17 protein-coding genes are annotated in these 16502 nt (G+C 59.4%); 10 read left to right on the forward strand and 7 right to left on the reverse strand.

The window, feature by feature from the left end; genetic code table 11:
* Nucleotides 1–111: 111 nt before the first annotated feature.
* Together DTA24_RS15440 and DTA24_RS15445 are read right to left on the reverse strand one after the other, a co-directional pair.
* Nucleotides 112–1395: an MFS transporter gene (locus DTA24_RS15440; RefSeq protein WP_023322553.1), complete on the reverse strand. Its 1284-nt coding sequence runs from the start codon at nt 1393–1395 to the stop codon at nt 112–114.
* A 114-nt stretch (nt 1396–1509) separates the two neighbouring features.
* Entirely contained in the window at nt 1510–1872 is a 363-nt protein-coding gene (locus DTA24_RS15445; protein WP_162493261.1) for a YnfA family protein, read from the reverse strand.
* Between the two features lie 108 nt (nt 1873–1980).
* On the opposite strand from DTA24_RS15445, the gene DTA24_RS15450 reads away from it, so the two are divergent.
* Both DTA24_RS15450 and speG read left to right on the forward strand, forming a co-directional pair.
* Nucleotides 1981–2322, forward strand: a complete 342-nt coding sequence (locus DTA24_RS15450) for a DUF1283 family protein (RefSeq protein WP_023322552.1) — start codon at nt 1981–1983, stop codon at nt 2320–2322.
* Between the two features lie 78 nt (nt 2323–2400).
* Nucleotides 2401–2961, forward strand: coding sequence for a spermidine N1-acetyltransferase (gene speG / locus DTA24_RS15455; protein WP_008805012.1), 561 nt, complete (start codon nt 2401–2403; stop codon nt 2959–2961).
* Here the strand turns inward: speG and DTA24_RS15460 are convergent.
* Nucleotides 2955–3665, reverse strand: a complete 711-nt coding sequence (locus tag DTA24_RS15460) for a YnfC family lipoprotein (RefSeq protein ID WP_008805013.1) — start codon at nt 3663–3665, stop codon at nt 2955–2957. The two genes, speG and DTA24_RS15460, sit on opposite strands and share 7 nt — an antisense overlap.
* Nucleotides 3666–3766: 101 nt before the next feature.
* Between DTA24_RS15460 and DTA24_RS15465 the strand changes: the two genes are divergently transcribed.
* From DTA24_RS15465 to clcB, 6 genes are all read left to right on the forward strand, one after another.
* Nucleotides 3767–4036, forward strand: a complete 270-nt coding sequence (locus tag DTA24_RS15465; protein WP_008805014.1) for a DUF1161 domain-containing protein — start codon at nt 3767–3769, stop codon at nt 4034–4036.
* A 150-nt stretch (nt 4037–4186) separates the two neighbouring features.
* The gene (ynfE, locus tag DTA24_RS15470; RefSeq protein WP_023322551.1) at nt 4187–6622 is read left to right on the forward strand and encodes a selenate/tellurate reductase subunit YnfE; all 2436 of its coding nucleotides are present in this window, start codon (nt 4187–4189) and stop codon (nt 6620–6622) included.
* A 10-nt stretch (nt 6623–6632) separates the two neighbouring features.
* Nucleotides 6633–7250 (forward strand): DMSO/selenate family reductase complex B subunit, encoded by a 618-nt coding sequence (locus DTA24_RS15475; protein WP_008805016.1) that lies wholly within the window; start codon nt 6633–6635, stop codon nt 7248–7250.
* Between the two features lies 1 nt (nt 7251).
* The gene (locus DTA24_RS15480; RefSeq protein WP_023340086.1) at nt 7252–8109 is read left to right on the forward strand and encodes a DmsC/YnfH family molybdoenzyme membrane anchor subunit; all 858 of its coding nucleotides are present in this window, start codon (nt 7252–7254) and stop codon (nt 8107–8109) included.
* Nucleotides 8110–8150: 41 nt separating this feature from the next.
* On the forward strand, nt 8151–8759 hold the full coding sequence (gene dmsD, locus DTA24_RS15485; protein ID WP_008805018.1) for a Tat proofreading chaperone DmsD: 609 nt from the start codon (nt 8151–8153) through the stop codon (nt 8757–8759).
* 133 nt (nt 8760–8892) lie between these two features.
* The gene (gene clcB / locus DTA24_RS15490) at nt 8893–10188 is read left to right on the forward strand and encodes a voltage-gated ClC-type chloride channel ClcB (RefSeq protein WP_104458820.1); all 1296 of its coding nucleotides are present in this window, start codon (nt 8893–8895) and stop codon (nt 10186–10188) included.
* Here the strand turns inward: clcB and bioD are convergent.
* From bioD to DTA24_RS15505, 3 genes are all read right to left on the reverse strand, one after another.
* A complete protein-coding gene (gene bioD / locus DTA24_RS15495) occupies nt 10141–10836 on the reverse strand; it encodes a dethiobiotin synthase (protein ID WP_012541855.1) in 696 nt (231 codons plus the stop codon). The genes clcB and bioD overlap by 48 nt on opposite strands.
* Before the next feature lie 127 nt (nt 10837–10963).
* Nucleotides 10964–12184, reverse strand: coding sequence for a sugar metabolism global transcriptional regulator Mlc (gene mlc, locus DTA24_RS15500; RefSeq protein WP_032691385.1), 1221 nt, complete (start codon nt 12182–12184; stop codon nt 10964–10966).
* Between the two features lie 124 nt (nt 12185–12308).
* Nucleotides 12309–13211, reverse strand: a complete 903-nt coding sequence (locus DTA24_RS15505; RefSeq protein ID WP_008805022.1) for a LysR family transcriptional regulator — start codon at nt 13209–13211, stop codon at nt 12309–12311.
* A 130-nt stretch (nt 13212–13341) separates the two neighbouring features.
* Here DTA24_RS15505 and DTA24_RS15510 point away from each other — a divergent pair, with 130 nt between their 5' ends.
* Nucleotides 13342–14592 carry an MFS transporter gene (locus DTA24_RS15510; RefSeq protein ID WP_110196380.1) on the forward strand — a complete coding sequence of 417 codons (1251 nt, stop codon included), beginning with the start codon at nt 13342–13344 and terminating at the stop codon, nt 14590–14592.
* Between the two features lie 30 nt (nt 14593–14622).
* Here DTA24_RS15510 and DTA24_RS28885 read toward each other — a convergent pair whose 3' ends face one another.
* Nucleotides 14623–14715: a KPN_01571 family protein gene (locus tag DTA24_RS28885; RefSeq protein ID WP_004206050.1), complete on the reverse strand. Its 93-nt coding sequence runs from the start codon at nt 14713–14715 to the stop codon at nt 14623–14625.
* Nucleotides 14716–14931: 216 nt separating this feature from the next.
* Here DTA24_RS28885 and DTA24_RS15515 point away from each other — a divergent pair, with 216 nt between their 5' ends.
* Nucleotides 14932–16419 (forward strand): carboxypeptidase M32, encoded by a 1488-nt coding sequence (locus DTA24_RS15515; protein ID WP_012541857.1) that lies wholly within the window; start codon nt 14932–14934, stop codon nt 16417–16419.
* The last annotated feature ends 83 nt before the right edge of the window (nt 16420–16502 follow it).

The raw sequence follows: 16502 nt of genomic DNA on the forward strand, positions 1-16502 counted from the left end.
CTGATGGAATGGGGAAACAGTCGCCGCGAGGAAATAAAAGAAGTCGACGAATGACACACCGGCCACGCGTCCCTGCGGGCCTGTCATTTAACCGGGAGTCCGGTCTGGCGGTTAGTCGATACGGGTTTTAACGATAAAGAAGTAGCACAACGCCCCGGTGAAGGTCACGCCGGCGGCGATCACCAGCGCCAGATTAAAAGAATGGGTGGTATCCACCACCCACCCGGTGACGATCGGCGCAAAGGAGGCAAACACAAAGCTGCCAAAGTTCTGGATCGCTGCCACCGAAGCCACTTTATGCTCTGCCACCAATACCTGCACCAGCCCCCAGGCCGACGTCCCGGCAAAATGGACGCAAAACAGCGCCATGGAGATAAAAGCCACCGCCTGGGTCGGCGTGGAGGATTGCACCACCAGCAGGGTGCCCAGGGCCGACAGCACCAGACCGATCACGATCGCCGTTTTCCGGGTTTTCGCCAGATCGTAACCTCTGCGCGCCAGAGCATCGACCACCAGGCCATTGACCCACATCCCCACCGCCGCCGCAAGGAACGGGATCGCCGCCACCCAGCCGGTACGGGCCAGGCTTAACCCCTGCTGTGCCTGCAAATAGCCGGGCAACCAGGCGATATACAGCCAGCCGGTGTAGTTCACACCGGAAAAGCCCAGAATCATCCCCCAGGTGGTGCGCCGTTTAAACAGAGCCAGCCATTCGCTAAATTTCAGCGCCGGGCGGGCCACCTCCTCGCTGGCCAGATACTGCTGCTCCTCTTCCTGCAGGGTGAAGTGCCGGCGATTTCGGTAGCCCACATACCAGCACAGACCGACCACGATACCGGCTAAGCCAATCACCACAAACATCGTTCGCCAGCCCCAGGCCAGTTGCATAATAACCAGAGCCGGTGGCGCAATGGCCTGCCCCAGCACCGTCGAGGAGTTAAATATCCCCACCGCCGTACCGCGCTCTCTTTGCGCATACCAGTCATTGATTGATTTCACACCGGCGGGCATAAATGGCGCTTCACCAATCCCGAGGCCAATGCGCAGCAGAATAAAATGCGAGAACGAATTGACCATCCCGGTCAGGGCCTGCATTGCGGACCAGAAAATCAGTCCGGCGCCGAGCACAATGCGCGGTCCAACGCGATCCAGCAATATTCCCGACGGCAATTGTGCGAAGCCGTAGGAGAGCGAAAAGGCGGAGAGCAGCACCCCAAACTCGGTGGCGCTGAGTCCCAGGTCGGCGCGTATCGCCTCCCCGGCGACGCTCAGCGAAGAGCGGTCAAGAAAGTTGACGATACCGGCGATAAACAGCAGCGTCAGGGTGATCTTCTGCACCCGACGGATACGCAGCGGCGTCGCCCCCGTCCGGGCGGCAAGTGTCTCGATAGCCATCGTTGTTCCTTACAGAGTCATAACAAAAGAGAATGTCTGATAAGTAAGGCAACAGGTCGACTACCATACAAGAATTAAGGTTTAAAAAAGTGGCAGCGATCACACAAGGCGAGCTCAGGCCCGCCCCCAGCCCGCTACGATGATCAGCATGCCGCACAGGGCGATGATCGCCCCGGCCCAGTCGTAATGGCTGAGCTTGACGCCATCCACGACCCGCAGCCAGAGCAAGGCGGTACAGACGTACACCCCACCGTAGGCGGCATAGACCCGCCCGCTGGCGGCAGGATGGAGCGTCAGGAGCCAGACGAACAGCGCCAGCGCCAGGCCGGTGGGGATCAACAGCAGCGGCGTGGCCCCGCGCTTTAACCATAGCCACGGCAGATAGCAGCCGATGATTTCGCACAGGGCGGTGGCAAAGAACAGGAGCGTTGTTTTGAGCATTAAAAGATTCGTAAATGAGACAAAGCGTTGAACCATTCTACGCGATAATGGCTTCTGCCCCACGCTGTTTTGTCGGCTATGCCCGGCAAAAGAGCTGTAGTAAACTTAGCCTGAGGGTTAACCCATCACTTAAAGGAAACCGTGATGAACATGACACTGAAGAAACGCTGGTGCCTGACCGCCATTCTGGCGTTGAGCGCCGTGGTCTATACCTCCAGCTCCTTCGCCGCCACCGACCGGCTGGTGATTGAATCTGGCGACAGCGCGCAAAGCCGTCAGCAGGCGTCGATGGAAAAAGAGCAATGGAACGACACCCGCAGCCTGCGCCAGAAGGTCAATAAGCGGGCGGAAAAAGAGTGGGACAAAACCGATGTCGCCTTCGACGCGCAGGATAACTGCCAGAAGAGTGCCAACGTCAATGCCTACTGGGAGCCGAACACCCTGCGCTGCCTTGACCGCCGCACCGGCCGGGCAATCAATCCCTGATCCGCTTCCTGTCAACGCTGGCGCCTGCGGGCGCCGCCTTTCATAACGCGCTGTTCAGCTTTAACCACAGGATGACCCATGACCGACGCGCTACACGTCAAACTCCGCCCCCTCGAACGGGAAGATTTGCGCTTTGTCCACCAGCTCGATAACAACGCCAGCGTCATGCGCTACTGGTTTGAAGAGCCGTACGAGGCCTTCGTTGAGCTCTCCGATCTGTACGACAAACATATCCACGATCAAAGCGAGCGTCGCTTTGTCATCGAATGCAATGGCGATAAAGCCGGGCTGGTAGAGCTGGTTGAAATCAACCATGTTCATCGGCGGGCCGAGTTCCAGATCATTATCTCACCGGACTTCCAGGGAAAAGGCCTTGCCACTCGCGCGGCGCGGCTGGCCATGGACTACGGTTTTACGGTTCTTAATCTGTATAAGCTGTATTTGATTGTCGATAAAGAGAATGAAAAAGCGATCCATATTTACCGCAAGCTCGGCTTTATCGTCGAGGGTGAACTCATCCATGAGTTTTTCATTAACGGCGAGTACCGCAACACCATTCGCATGTGTCTGTTCCAGCACCAGTATCTGGCCGAACACAAAACCCCAGGACCGGCCCTGCTGAAGCCGACGGCTCAGTAATAATCAATGCGGTTCTTGATGGTGTAATGGCGTGTCAGCGGCGGCTGCACGCTTTCATCAATCACCTGCAGCTCACAGCTCAGCGGATTGTCGTGGCGATCATAGTCGCAGGTCTGGCGTACCGTGCCCAGTGTGCGTTCGTTGAAGGTGCTGATGGCGGTATAGTCCATTTTCTTGCGCGGATCTTTCGACGGCGTGGAGGCGACGGTAAATTGCTCTTCTTTGGCGGTGGTGGTTTTTCCCAGCGGATAGCCATCGCTGTCATAGCGGTAGGTGGCGGTGGTCTCTTTGCCGCGGGCGCGAATAATAAAACCGTTATCATCCGTCTCCCAACTCACCCCCGTGGCGGGCATCTCTGCCAGCTGACACTTGCCCTGCAGGCGCAGTCGCTTCTCGTGGGTGCGCCCATCGACGTAATAGTTGGCATCCAGCAGCAGCGTGGCGCCGGTATTGTTCTCCACATCTTCCAGGGTCAGCAGATCGAAACATCCCTCTTTTGACAGCTGAGCGCTCACCTTCTTGACCACCACATCGTGTTCATCCAATAGCGTCTGGCTAAAATCTTTCACCGGCCCGCGCAGCGGATCGAACTCAAACTCATTGGAAAAACTCGCCATCTCCGGGGTGAAGGCTTCCGGAGCGCTTTGGCGGTCACACGCCGTCAGCAGCAGCGCTGCCGGGATCAGCCAATACAATCTTTTCACAGGCGATTCCTTTTGTGTACATCAGATCATATTAGCAAATACAATTGTTTACACCAGTTCTGCTATGCTTAATTCTGGATAACATCGATAAGGAGTGTAAGATGAAACTATCCCTCTGGACAGGCGCTGCGCTACTGCTGTGCTCCACGACCGTGCTGGCGGCCCCCGACTCTTGTGAACGGGTCAAAAGCGACATCCAGCAGAAGATCATCAACAATGGCGTACCGGAAACCGCCTTCAGCCTGGCCATTGTGCCAAACGATCAGGCAGACCAGCCCGGGGTTCAGGTGGTCGGTCATTGCGCCAATGACACCTTCAAAATCACCTATACGCGTAACAGCGACAGTCCCGCCGAAAACGACGCTCAGTAAACCCACTTCGGTTTCAAATGAAAGATCTTATCCCTGCATTGACCAGGGATAAGATCTGCTGGCTACCCATAACGTATTATCGCTCACCCCTGCGTCTGTTAATGACGTGGCGGCCCTTCTCCGCACAGCATAACTATCATGGAGTGAGCAATGTCGAATCAGGAATCCCCCGGCGGCGTCTCCCGACGCGCGCTACTCAAATCCACAGCCCTCAGCTCTCTGGCGCTGGCCGCCGGCGGGCTTACCCTGCCCTTTACACTGCGCAGCGCCGCGGCAGCAGTACAACAGGCTACCGGCGACAACACCCGCATTGTCTGGGGCGCCTGTTCGGTCAACTGCGGTAGCCGCTGCGCCCTGCGGCTGCACGTGCGGGATGATGAAGTGGTTTACGTCGAAACGGATAATACCGGCGACGACCGCTACGGCGACCACCAGGTCCGCGCCTGCCTGCGCGGGCGCTCTATTCGTCGGCGCATCAATCATCCGGATCGCCTTAACTATCCCATGAAGCGCATCGGCAAGCGCGGGGAAGGCAAATTTGAACGCATCAGCTGGCAGGAGGCGCTGGATATCCTCGCTGACCGTCTGAAAAGCACCGTTGCCCAGTATGGCAATGAAGCCGTGTACATTAACTACTCTTCGGGGATCGTCGGCGGCAACATCACCCGTTCGTCGCCTTCAGCGTCGCCGGTAGCGCGGCTGATGAACTGCTACGGCGGCTCGCTTAACCAGTACGGTACCTACAGCACCGCACAGATTGCCTGCGCGATGCCCTATACCTACGGCAGCAACGACGGCAACAGTACTTCGGATATTGAAAACAGCAAGCTGGTGGTGATGTTCGGCAATAACCCGGCGGAAACCCGGATGAGCGGCGGCGGCATTACCTGGTATCTGGAGCAGGCTCGCGAGCGCTCTAACGCGCGGATGATCGTTATCGACCCGCGCTACACCGATACCGCCGCCGGTCGGGAAGATGAGTGGATCCCTATTCGTCCCGGCACGGACGCCGCGCTGGTCGCCGGTATCGCCTGGGTGCTGATAAACGAGGATCTCGTCGACCAGCCATTCCTCGACAAATACTGCGTTGGCTACGATGAGAAAACGCTGCCGGTCGGGGCGCCGGCAAACGGCCACTACAAAGCGTATATTCTTGGCGAGGGTGACGACGGCGTCGCTAAAACGCCGCAGTGGGCCTCGCGTATTACCGGCATCCCCGCCGATCGCATCATTAAGCTGGCGCGCGAAATCGGCATGAGTAAACCGGCTTATATTTGCCAGGGCTGGGGACCGCAGCGCCAGGCCAACGGCGAACTCTCCGCCCGCGCGATCGCCATGCTGCCGATCTTAACCGGCAACGTCGGCATCAACGGCGGCAACAGCGGCGCCCGCGAATCAACCTACACCATCACTATCGAACGTCTGCCGGTGCTGGAAAATCCGGTGAAGACCGCCATCTCCTGCTTCACCTGGACCGACGCCATCGCTCGAGGCCCGGAGATGACCGCCACCCGCGACGGCGTACGCGGCAAAGAGAAGCTGGATGTGCCGATCAAGTTCCTGTGGAACTACGCGGGCAACACCATCATCAACCAGCACTCCGACATCAATAAGACCCACGAGATCCTGCAGGACGAAAGCAAGTGCGAGACCATTGTGGTTATCGACAACTTTATGACCTCGTCGGCGAAATACGCCGACCTGCTGCTGCCCGATCTGATGACCGTTGAGCAGGAAGATATTATTCCCAACGACTACGCCGGCAATATGGGCTATCTCATTTTTATCCAGCCTGCTACCTCGGCGAAGTTCGAACGCAAACCGATTTACTGGATCTTAAGTGAAGTGGCGAAACGGCTCGGCGACGACGTGCATCAACGTTTTACCGAGGGGCGCACGCAGGCGCAGTGGCTGCAGCATCTGTATGCCAAAATGGTGGCGAAAGACCCGGCGCTACCTGGCTACGACGACCTGAAACAGATGGGCATCTACAAGCGTAAAGATCCGAACGGCCACTTCGTCGCCTATCGCGACTTCCGACGCGATCCTGAATCGCATCCGCTCAAAACCCCGTCCGGCAAAATTGAAATCTACTCCAGCCGGCTCGCCGAGATTACCGCCCACTGGCAGCTGGAGAAAGACGAAGTTATCAGCCCGCTACCGGTCTACGCCTCCACATTTGAAGGCTGGGACGATCCGCTGCGCAGCCAGTATCCGCTGCAGCTGTTTGGTTTCCACTATAAAGCGCGCACCCACTCCAGCTACGGCAACGTCGATGTATTACAAGCGGCCTGTCGCCAGGAAGTGTGGCTCAATCCGCTTGACGCGGAAAAACGCGGGATTAAAAACGGCGATATGGTGCGCGTCTTTAATCAGCGCGGCGAAGTCCGTCTTCCGGCGAAAGTGACGCCACGCATCATGCCGGGCGTGTCGGCGATGGGCCAGGGCGCCTGGCACGACGCGAATATGGCCGGAGACCGGATCGACCATGGCGCCTGCATGAATACGCTGACCACCCACCGCCCGTCGCCGCTGGCGAAGGGGAATCCACAGCATACCAACCTGGTCGACATCGAAAAGGTTTAAGGAGTAAACCATGAGCACGCAATATGGATTCTTTATCGATTCCGCTCGCTGTACCGGGTGTAAAACCTGCGAGCTGGCCTGTAAGGACTACAAGAATCTCACCCCGGAGGTCAGCTTCCGCCGCATCTATGAGTATGCCGGCGGCGACTGGCAGGAGGACAACGGCGTCTGGCAGCAGAATGTGTTCGCCTACTACCTCTCCATCGCCTGTAACCACTGCGAAGATCCGGCCTGCACCAAGGTCTGCCCAAGTGGGGCGATGCACAAGCGCGACGATGGTTTTGTGGTGGTCAACGAAGCGGTGTGCATTGGCTGCCGCTACTGCCATATGGCCTGCCCGTACGGCGCCCCGCAGTACAACGCCGACAAAGGCCACATGACCAAGTGCGACGGCTGTCACGAGCGCGTCGCCGAGGGGAAAAAGCCGATCTGCGTCGAGTCCTGCCCGCTGCGGGCGCTCGATTTCGGGCCGATTGCCGAGCTGCGCGCCAAGCACGGCCAGCTGGCCGCAGTGGCCCCGCTGCCCTCGGCGCACTTTACCAGGCCGAGTATCGTGATCAAACCTAACGCCAATGCCCGTCCGTGTGGCGATACCACCGGTTATCTGGCAAATCCAAAGGAGGTGTGAGATGGGAAGCGGATGGCATGAATGGCCGCTGGTGCTGTTTACGGTACTGGGGCAATGCGTGGTCGGCGCGACCCTCGTCAGCGGGCTGGGCTGGCTATCGCTGACAAACCAGCGCGAAGCGCAGCAACGGCTGGTGCGCAGCATGTTTTTTATCTGGCTGCTGATGGGCATTGGTTTTCTGGCTTCGGTGATGCATCTCGGTTCGCCTCTGCGCGCGTTTAACTCGCTGAACCGCGTCGGCGCCTCGGCGCTGAGCAATGAAATCGCCAGCGGCGCCTTGTTCTTCGCCGTGGGAGGATTCTGGTGGCTGCTGGCGGTACTGGGCAAAATGCCGGCGGCGCTGGGTAAAGTCTGGCTGGTGATCGCCATGCTGTTGGGGCTGCTGTTTGTTCTGGCGATGACCCGGGTTTACCAAATCGATACCGTGCCAACATGGTACAATGGCTACACTACCAGCGCGTTCTTCCTGACGATGCTCCTCAGCGGGCCGCTGTTCGCCGCCCTGCTGCTGCGGCTGGCGAAAGTCAACTTTAACGGCTGGTTTTTTGCCGGACTCAGCGTGGCCGCGCTGGCGATCGGCGCCGTCGTTATCATCATGCAAAGCGCCGGACTCAGTACCATTCACAGTTCAGTCCAGCAGGCAGCCACCCTGCTGCCAGATTACGGCAAACTCCAGGCGTTACGCCTGATACTGCTGGCTCTCGGTCTTGGCTGCTGGTTGTGTCCGCTGATCCGCCGCCAACCGCCGCGCGCTACGGGGCTGCTGATCGGCCTGCTGTTGGTCTTGATCGCGGAATGTATTGGTCGCGGCCTGTTTTATGGTCTGCATATGACCGTCGGTATGGCGGTTGCCGGTTAATGAGACGGCGCGCTGGCGCGCGCCGCAGAAAGGAATAAGTAATGATGCCGATCCCAAACCGCGACGCTGTCGCGTTAAGCGCCCGCACCCTGGGCGCGCTGTTCTCTTATGCGCCGAATAGCGCGCACATTGCGCCGCTGGTCGCCGCCTTCCAGGACGGCAGCTGGCAGCAACAGTGGCCCTTCCCGGTAACCGCCCCACTGGCGTCAGCCTTTGCCGCGTCGACGGAAGAGTCATTACCGGAAGCCTGGCAACGCCTGTTTATCGGCCCGTGGGCCCTGCCGGCGCCGCCATGGGGATCCGTCTGGCTGGATAAAGAGTCAGTGCTGTTTGGCGATTCCACGCTGGCCCTGCGCGAGTGGATGCGCACGAACGGCATCGCACTGGACGCCGAGCGTAACGAACCGGAAGATCATTTCGGCACCCTGCTGCTGCTGGCGGCATGGCTGTGCGAGACGGAGCAGGATGCGTTGTTTGCCCAGCTGCTGGCCTGGCACCTGCTGCCGTGGTCCGGGCGCTTCCTGAGCGTCTTTGTCGACCATGCCGCCCACCCCTTCTACCAGGCGCTGGGTCAGCTGGCGCAGGCAACGCTGGCGCAGTGGCAGGAGAATCTGCCGATCGCCGTGGCGGAAAAAGCGCTCTATCGTTAACCCTTCACCGCGCCGGTATCCGGCGCGGTTTTATTTCGTCGCTTCCCAGCCCCTCACCCGCACTTATCGCTTTTGCATCTAAGGTTATTCCCTATCACAATAAGGCCATGTTTTCCGAACCTCGCCGTGACTGATGCACCGTCTTCATCCCTATCCTGATGTGCAGGTGATGTTTCGCCGCCTGCTGATCGCCACCCTGATTGGCCTTCTCGCCGCCCTGGCGGTGGCGCTGTTTCGCCATGCGATGATGGTGCTGGAAACGCTGTTTCTTGGCAATGACAGCGGGAGCCTGGTCAACGCGGCGCAGTCGCTGCCGGCGTGGCGGCGACTGATTACCCCGGCGCTGGGCGGCCTGGCGGCAGGGGCACTTCTCTGGCTGTGGCAGCGACGCAGCATCGCGCGCCCGCATGCCGCCACCGATTATATGGAAGCCCTGGAGACCGGCGACGGTTGCTTCGATACGCCGGCAAGCCTGGTGAAATCGCTGGCGTCATTGCTGGTCGTGGTCACCGGCAGCGCAATTGGCCGCGAAGGCGCCATGATCCTGCTGGCCGCGCTGGCAGCGTCGCTGTTCGCCCGCCGCTTCACGCCGCAGACTGAATGGAAGCTGTGGGTCGCCTGCGGCGCCGCTGCCGGGATGGCCAGCGCCTATCATGCCCCGCTGGCCGGCAGCCTGTTTATTGCTGAAATTCTCTTTGGCACGCTGATGCTGGCCTCGCTTGGGCCGGTCGTTATCTCGGCGGTGATCGCCCTGCTGTTGACGCAGTTTCTCAACGGCGGCGCCGCGCCGCTGTACCACGTCGTCCTGCAGCAGAACCTCAGCGCGCTGCACTATGGTTTAATGCTGGCGACTGGCCTGCTGGCCGGGGTATGCGGCCCGCTGTTTATCTGGCTGATGGACTCCAGTCATCGCGGCTTCGTCAAACTGAAACTGACGCCGCCGTGGCAGCTGGCGCTGGGTGGGCTGATTGTCGGCGGCTTATCGCTCATCACCCCGGCGGTGTGGGGCAACGGCTACAGCGTGGTGCAAAGCTATTTGCAGATACCGCCGTCCGGCGTACTGCTGGCCGGCGTTTTCCTGTGCAAACTGCTGGCGGTGCTGGCCAGCAGCGGCTCCGGTGCGCCGGGCGGGGTCTTTACCCCCACGCTGTTTGTCGGCCTGGCGATGGGCATGCTGTTTGCCAGCGTCAGCGGGCTATGGCTGCCGGGGAATGAAGAGATGGCTATGATGATCGGTCTGACCGGCATGGCGGCGTTTCTGGCTGCCACCACCCATGCGCCAATCATGTCGACCCTGATGATTTGTGAGATGACCGGGCAGTATGCGCTGCTGCCCGGCCTGCTGATCACCTGCGTGGTGGCGTCGGTGCTGTCGCGGACGTTACGCCGGGATTCGATCTATCGCCATCACGTTGCCGAGCATGTCTAAGTCGACGTAGCGGCTCAGCTCACGCTGTTCGGCGCGCGGCAGGTACGGCAGCTCGCCAATCAGCGGCGCCGGCAGCTTCTTACTGAGGACATCGATGATTTCAGCGTAGTGCGCGAGACCGGGGTTAATGCGGTTGGCCACCCAGCCGATCAGCGGCAGCCCGTCATTGGCGATCGCCTGGGCCGTCAGCAGCGCATGGTTGATACACCCCTCCTGGATCCCCACCACCATCAGCACCGGGAGCTGCTCCTGTACCACCCATTCGGAGAGCGGTCGCAGGTCGTTCATCAGGCTGCGCCAGCCGCCGGTGCCTTCAACCACCACGTGATCGACCTGACCGGCCAGTCGCTGCAAACCATCCGACAGCAAACCGTAGTTGATCGGGCAGCTGTGCGCCACGCTGCTTTCGTCTTCACTTAACGCTATGGGATTGACAGCCTCATACGGCAACGCCAGCGTGGAGACGCTCTGCAGCACCAGCGCGTCTTTGTTACGCAAACCGTCTGGCGTCTCTTTGCTGCCCTTCGCCACAGGCTTGTACCCGGCCACGCTTTTGCCTCTGGCAGCAAGTGCCTGCAACAGCGCACGGGAAACCACTGTCTTCCCGACAGAGGTGTCTGTACCTGTAATAAAGAAACGCTTAAACATCACTAACCCCACAGTTTTGTCGATGAAATATACGGGAGAGAAATAATCAACAGTGGGCAAAGTCTACGTGATGCCGCCAGAGGTCGGCTTGAGATAGCGCAATTTTTGGTGTGACTATGAAAAAATGTTAACCCTGTAACAGTCGTATGAGTAAGGATCCGTTATAGAGCGCATCCTTGACCAGCGCCGCGCCAGCCATCGTGCCACGATTGGAAAATTGGGTGCTTTCAACCGCGATATGCTGGCTGTAGGCCGGGAGCGATTGTTGCCGAATGCAGCTGGAAATTGCCGGAAAAAGGATATCTGCCGCCAGATTAAACGGCGAGCCAATCAGAATTTTCTGCGGGTTAAACAGATTGACCATGATCGCCAGAATCCGGCCGACGTGGTTACCCACGCCGCTGATAATGTCTCTGGCCAGCAGATCGCCCTGCAGCGCGGCCTGGCACAGCCACTCCACGCTCAGCGGACGCTGGTGCAGCAGCGAGCTCATCGACTGGGCCATGCGCATCTGCGCCAGCTCCAGCACGCTCTCTACGCTGGCAATGGTTTCCAGACAGCCATGGTTGCCGCAGTAGCAGCGCTTGCCGTAGGGATCGACCTGAGTATGGCCGATCTCCACCAGGCTGCTGCTGCCAGCATGCAGCAGGCGTCCGTCGGTGATAACCCCGGCGCCGACGTTATGATCGATGACCACCTGAATGACATCCCGGGCGCCGCGCGAGGCGCCGAACAACGATTCCGCCATAGTCCAGGCGCTGATGTCATGCTGAATGTAGACCGGCACCCCGGTATGGTTGGCCAGCACATCGCCCAGCGGCACATCTTTGACATCCTCATAAAACGGCATGCGATGAATAATGCCATTTTCGGTATCAATGATACCCGGCATCGTCATGGCGATGGAGGTGAGCCGTTCCAGCTTCTTCTGGTGGCGAATAAAGAACCGATCGATATGATCAATAATACGGGTCAGAAACGGTGTGCTGTCGGTGAGGGCCAGCTCCAGCTGATCCTCCACCACCAGCTGACTGCTTAAATCACGCAGCGAAAGGTGGATTTCGCCGCGGCTGATGCGCACCGCAAGATAGTGCCAGGCCTCGGTTTCTACCATCAACCCCACCGCCGGGCGGCCACGGCTGCCGGGCTCCTGGATCTCCGTCTCCTGCACCAGATGCGCTTCCAGCATCTCGCGGACAATCTTGGTGATGCTGGCGGGAGCCAGTTGCGCAAATCGGGAGAGGTCGATACGCGATACCGGGCCGAGCTGATCAATCAGGCGATACACGGCGCCCGCATTGGTCTGCTTAATTTGATCGATATGGCCTGGTTGACTATCCGCTACCACCATTGACTCCCTTTATTTTCGCGCTTCGAAATAAACTTTCGGCTATGGTGAAGCACTTCGATGGTGAACGTCAAATTTTTACTTAGCCTTGTGATTTACCGCACATTTCCAGCCCCTTTTCGCCTCAATTGTGCTCGGTTTTCCAGGCCAGCAGCGACTCGCGAAAGCGTTTTGCCAGCGCTCCCTGTTCATGATGTTTCGACCACACCAGCCACATCTCCGACACCGCATCCTGTTCGTCGATCGGCAGCCAGCGCATTTCACTGAGCTGTACGCGCTGAAAGGAGGCCGGCAGGATAGACACCCCCAGTCCGGCGGCCACCAGACCAATAATGGTCATCGCCTCCCCCACCTCCTGGGCAATCACCGGCGTATGACCGTAACGACGCAGCAAGCCGAGGATATCGTCATACAGGCCGGTACCCACGTGCGGGTCGAAAAAGACGAAGGGTTCGCGCGCCAGCGCCGCCAGGCTGACCGAGGGCTGGCGGGCCAGCGGATGGTCGGCCGGGACCATCGCCAGCAACGGCTCGCGCAGCACCCGCTCCCACGCCAGGGTGTCCGGCAGTTGGGTATTGCGCAGGAGCCCCAGATCGAGAGCCCCCTCGCTCAGTGGCACAATCTGTTCGCGGGTGTTGGTCTCGCGGGTCAAAATATGCACATCCGGGTAGCGCTGACGAAACATCGACAACGTATCGGATACCGCCTTGATAAAGGGGGCCGAGGAGGTAAAGCCGATACGCAGTTCGCCGGTTTCACCGTGATGCAGACGCGCAGCGCGGGCGGCCGCGTCATCCACCTGGGCAAGAATTTGTCGGCTATCGGCGAGAAACTGCTTTCCGGCCGCCGTCAGACTGACGCTGCGATTGGTGCGCGCGAACAGGCGGGCGCCGGTCTGCTGCTCGAGGATCTGAATTTGCTGGCTTAACGGCGGTTGAGAAATATTCAGTCGCGCTGCGGCCCGGCCAAAATGTAATTCCTCCGCGACGGCGACAAAATAGCGCAGATGACGCAACTCGATATTCATATTTAAAACGTCTTATTTGAGATTATTAATATATTAGACAGAATATTTACATTTTCATACCCTAAAAATGTGAGCTGAATGGTCACAACATTCTGTTGGTAAGCAGCAACTTCTACGCAAGGAATTCTCTGTGAGTCGTACAACAACCGTTGACACCGTGCCGGCGGGCGAGGTCAGCGTCGCTGGTGCATCCCGCCCGGATCAGTTTATTAAGCGCGGCACCCCGCAATTTATGCGCGTCACCCTCGCGCTGTTCTCCGCCGGTTTGGCCACCTTTGCTCTGCTCTACTGCGTGCAACCGATCCTGCCGGTGCTGTCGAACGAGTTCGGCGTCTCCCCGGCCAGCAGCAGTATTTCACTCTCCATTTCCACGGCGATGCTGGCGGTGGGCCTGTTGTTTACCGGCCCGCTGTCCGACGCCATCGGGCGCAAGCCGGTGATGGTCACCGCCCTGCTGCTGGCCGCCTGCTGCTCGCTGCTGTCGACCATGATGACCAGTTGGCACGGCATCCTCATTATGCGTGCCCTGATCGGCCTGTCGCTGAGCGGCGTGGCGGCGGTCGGCATGACCTACCTGAGTGAGGAGATCCACCCCAGTTTCGTCGCCTTTTCGATGGGGTTATATATCAGCGGCAACTCCATCGGCGGCATGAGCGGCCGCTTGCTGACCGGGGTCTTTACCGATTTCTTCGGCTGGCGCGTGGCGCTGGCGGTGATCAGTGGCTTCGCGCTGGCCGCGGCCATCATGTTCTGGCGCATTCTGCCCGAGTCGCGCCATTTCCGCTCGACCTCGCTGCGACCGAAAAACTTGCTGATCAACTTTCGTCTGCACTGGCGCGACCGCGGTCTGCCGCTGCTGTTCGTCGAAGGTTTTCTGCTGATGGGCGCTTTTGTCACCCTGTTTAACTATATTGGCTACCGGCTGATGATGTCGCCATGGTCGCTAAGCCAGGCGGTGGTAGGCCTGCTGTCGGTAGCTTATCTCACCGGGACCTGGAGTTCACCGAAGGCAGGGGCCATGACCGTACGCTTTGGCCGCGGACCGGTGATGCTCGGCTTTACCGCTGTCATGCTCTGCGGCCTGCTGATGACGCTCTTTTCTTCCCTGTGGCTTATTTTCATCGGCATGCTGCTGTTTTCCGCTGGCTTCTTCGCCGCGCATTCCGTCGCCAGCAGCTGGATTGGCCCACGCGCCCGCCGCGCCCGCGGTCAGGCGTCATCGCTGTATCTGTTCAGCTATTATTTGGGTTCAAGTCTTGCCGGGACGTTAGGCGGGGTATTCTGGCATCACTACGGCTGGAACGGCGTCGGTGGGTTTATCGCGCTGCTGCTCCTTGCCGCGCTGTTGACCGGCACCTGCTTACATCAACGACTGAAATAGTCGCGTGTGACGTGGCCTGCGGGCCACGTTTCACCACATGCCCATAATGGAAGACAAGCCCATCAACTCTCTGACGGCATCAACGGACAGCAGTGCAATAAACAGCCAGGTGAACGGATTCATAAACCACCCCCTAACCTCCAGACCTGTGTAATCGATCACAGTTTAGTACCGATATGTTACCGTTTTCTGTCACACCGATCACAGAGGTGAGCTTATTCTCCCGCCATGTGTCTTTCCCTTCCCCTATGCGCAACGCTCGACCCGCCGGGCGTATCAGGATAGTGTAGAAGGATACCGATAACCTGTTCATTCACCTGTCACGGACCGAACGCCACTATGACTGAAAATACGCCTTATCAGCAGCTTACCCGTACCTTTCAGCGCCTGTCGCGCTTTTCGCATCTCTCCGCCATCGCTGGCTGGGATATGTTTGCGATGATGCCCCCAGGTGGCAGCGCCGCCCGGAGCGAAGCGCTGGCGGAGCTCGGCGTGCTGCAGCATCAGATCCTGACCGATAAAAAAGTGGGCCAATGGCTGCAGGAAGCCCGCCAGCAGGACCTCAATGACGTCGAGCAGGCCAATCTGCGGGAGATGCAGCGTCAGTACGATCAGGCCGCGCTGCTGCCGGAGAGCCTGGTGGAGGCAAAATCTCTTGCCGGCAGCCGCTGTGAGCACGCCTGGCGCAGCCAGCGTCCCGCTAACGACTGGGCTGGCTTTGCCGACAATCTTCGCGAAGTGGTCAGGCTGAGCCGTCAGGAAGCGCAGATCCGCGCCGATGCCAGAGGCGGCTCACGCTACGACGCGCTGCTCGATATTTTCGAACCAGATATGACCAGCGCCCGGCTGGATAGCCTGTTTGCCGACCTCAAGTCCTGGCTGCCTTCCCTGCTGCGGCAAGCGGTCGCTAAGCAAGCGACGCAGACATTACTCGCCCCGCAGGGGCCTTTCCCGATTGCCGCTCAGCGCGAGCTGGGCCTGCAGGCCATGCGCATCCTCGGCTTTGACTTCGACGGCGGGCGCCTCGACATCAGCGCTCACCCGTTCTGCGGCGGCGTCCCCCAGGATGTGCGCATCACCACCCGCTACAACGAAAACGACCTGCTCAGCGCCCTGTTCGGCGTGATCCACGAAACCGGCCACGCCCGCTATGAACAGAATCTGCCTCGCCCGTGGGTCGACCAGCCGGTAGGACTCGCTCGCTCCACCGCTATCCACGAGTCGCAGAGCCTGTTTTTTGAAATGCAGCTGGGACGTAGCGAGCCTTTCCTCAACCGCCTGTTACCGGCGGTGCGTGAGCGTTTTGGCGATCAACCAGCCTTTAGCAGCGACAACTTTGTCGCCTGGAATCAGCGGGTGAAACCGGGCTTTATTCGCGTCGATGCCGATGAGGTCAGCTACCCGGCGCATGTGATCCTGCGTTATGAAATTGAACGCGCGCTGATTGACGGCGAGATTGAAGTAGATGATATCCCGGCGCTGTGGGACGAGAAGATGCAGCACTGGCTGGGGCTGTCGACCACCGGCAACTACCGGGACGGCTGCATGCAGGATATTCACTGGACCGACGGCGGATTCGGCTATTTCCCTTCCTATACGCTGGGTGCGATGTATGCCGCCCAGCTGATGGCCGCCGCCCGGCGCGCGCTGCCGACGTTAGACCGCGATATTGCGGAGGGCGATTTCAGCGCCCTGTTCGACTGGCTGCGGCAGAATATCTGGCAGCATGGCAGCCGCTTCTCCACCTCGCAGCTGATCCAGCAGGCCACCGGCGAGGATCTCAACAGCCGCTACTTCCGCGAACACCTTACCGCCCGCTATCTGTGATCGTACGCGCCGGGCTACCCGGCGCGTCCTTCCACTCCCCACGGCCAGGCGTGTTGTACATTCGGTTACACGCCGATACCAAA

The sequence above is a fragment of the Klebsiella sp. P1CD1 genome, assembly GCF_003790505.1.
Classification (GTDB): domain Bacteria; phylum Pseudomonadota; class Gammaproteobacteria; order Enterobacterales; family Enterobacteriaceae; genus Klebsiella; species Klebsiella variicola.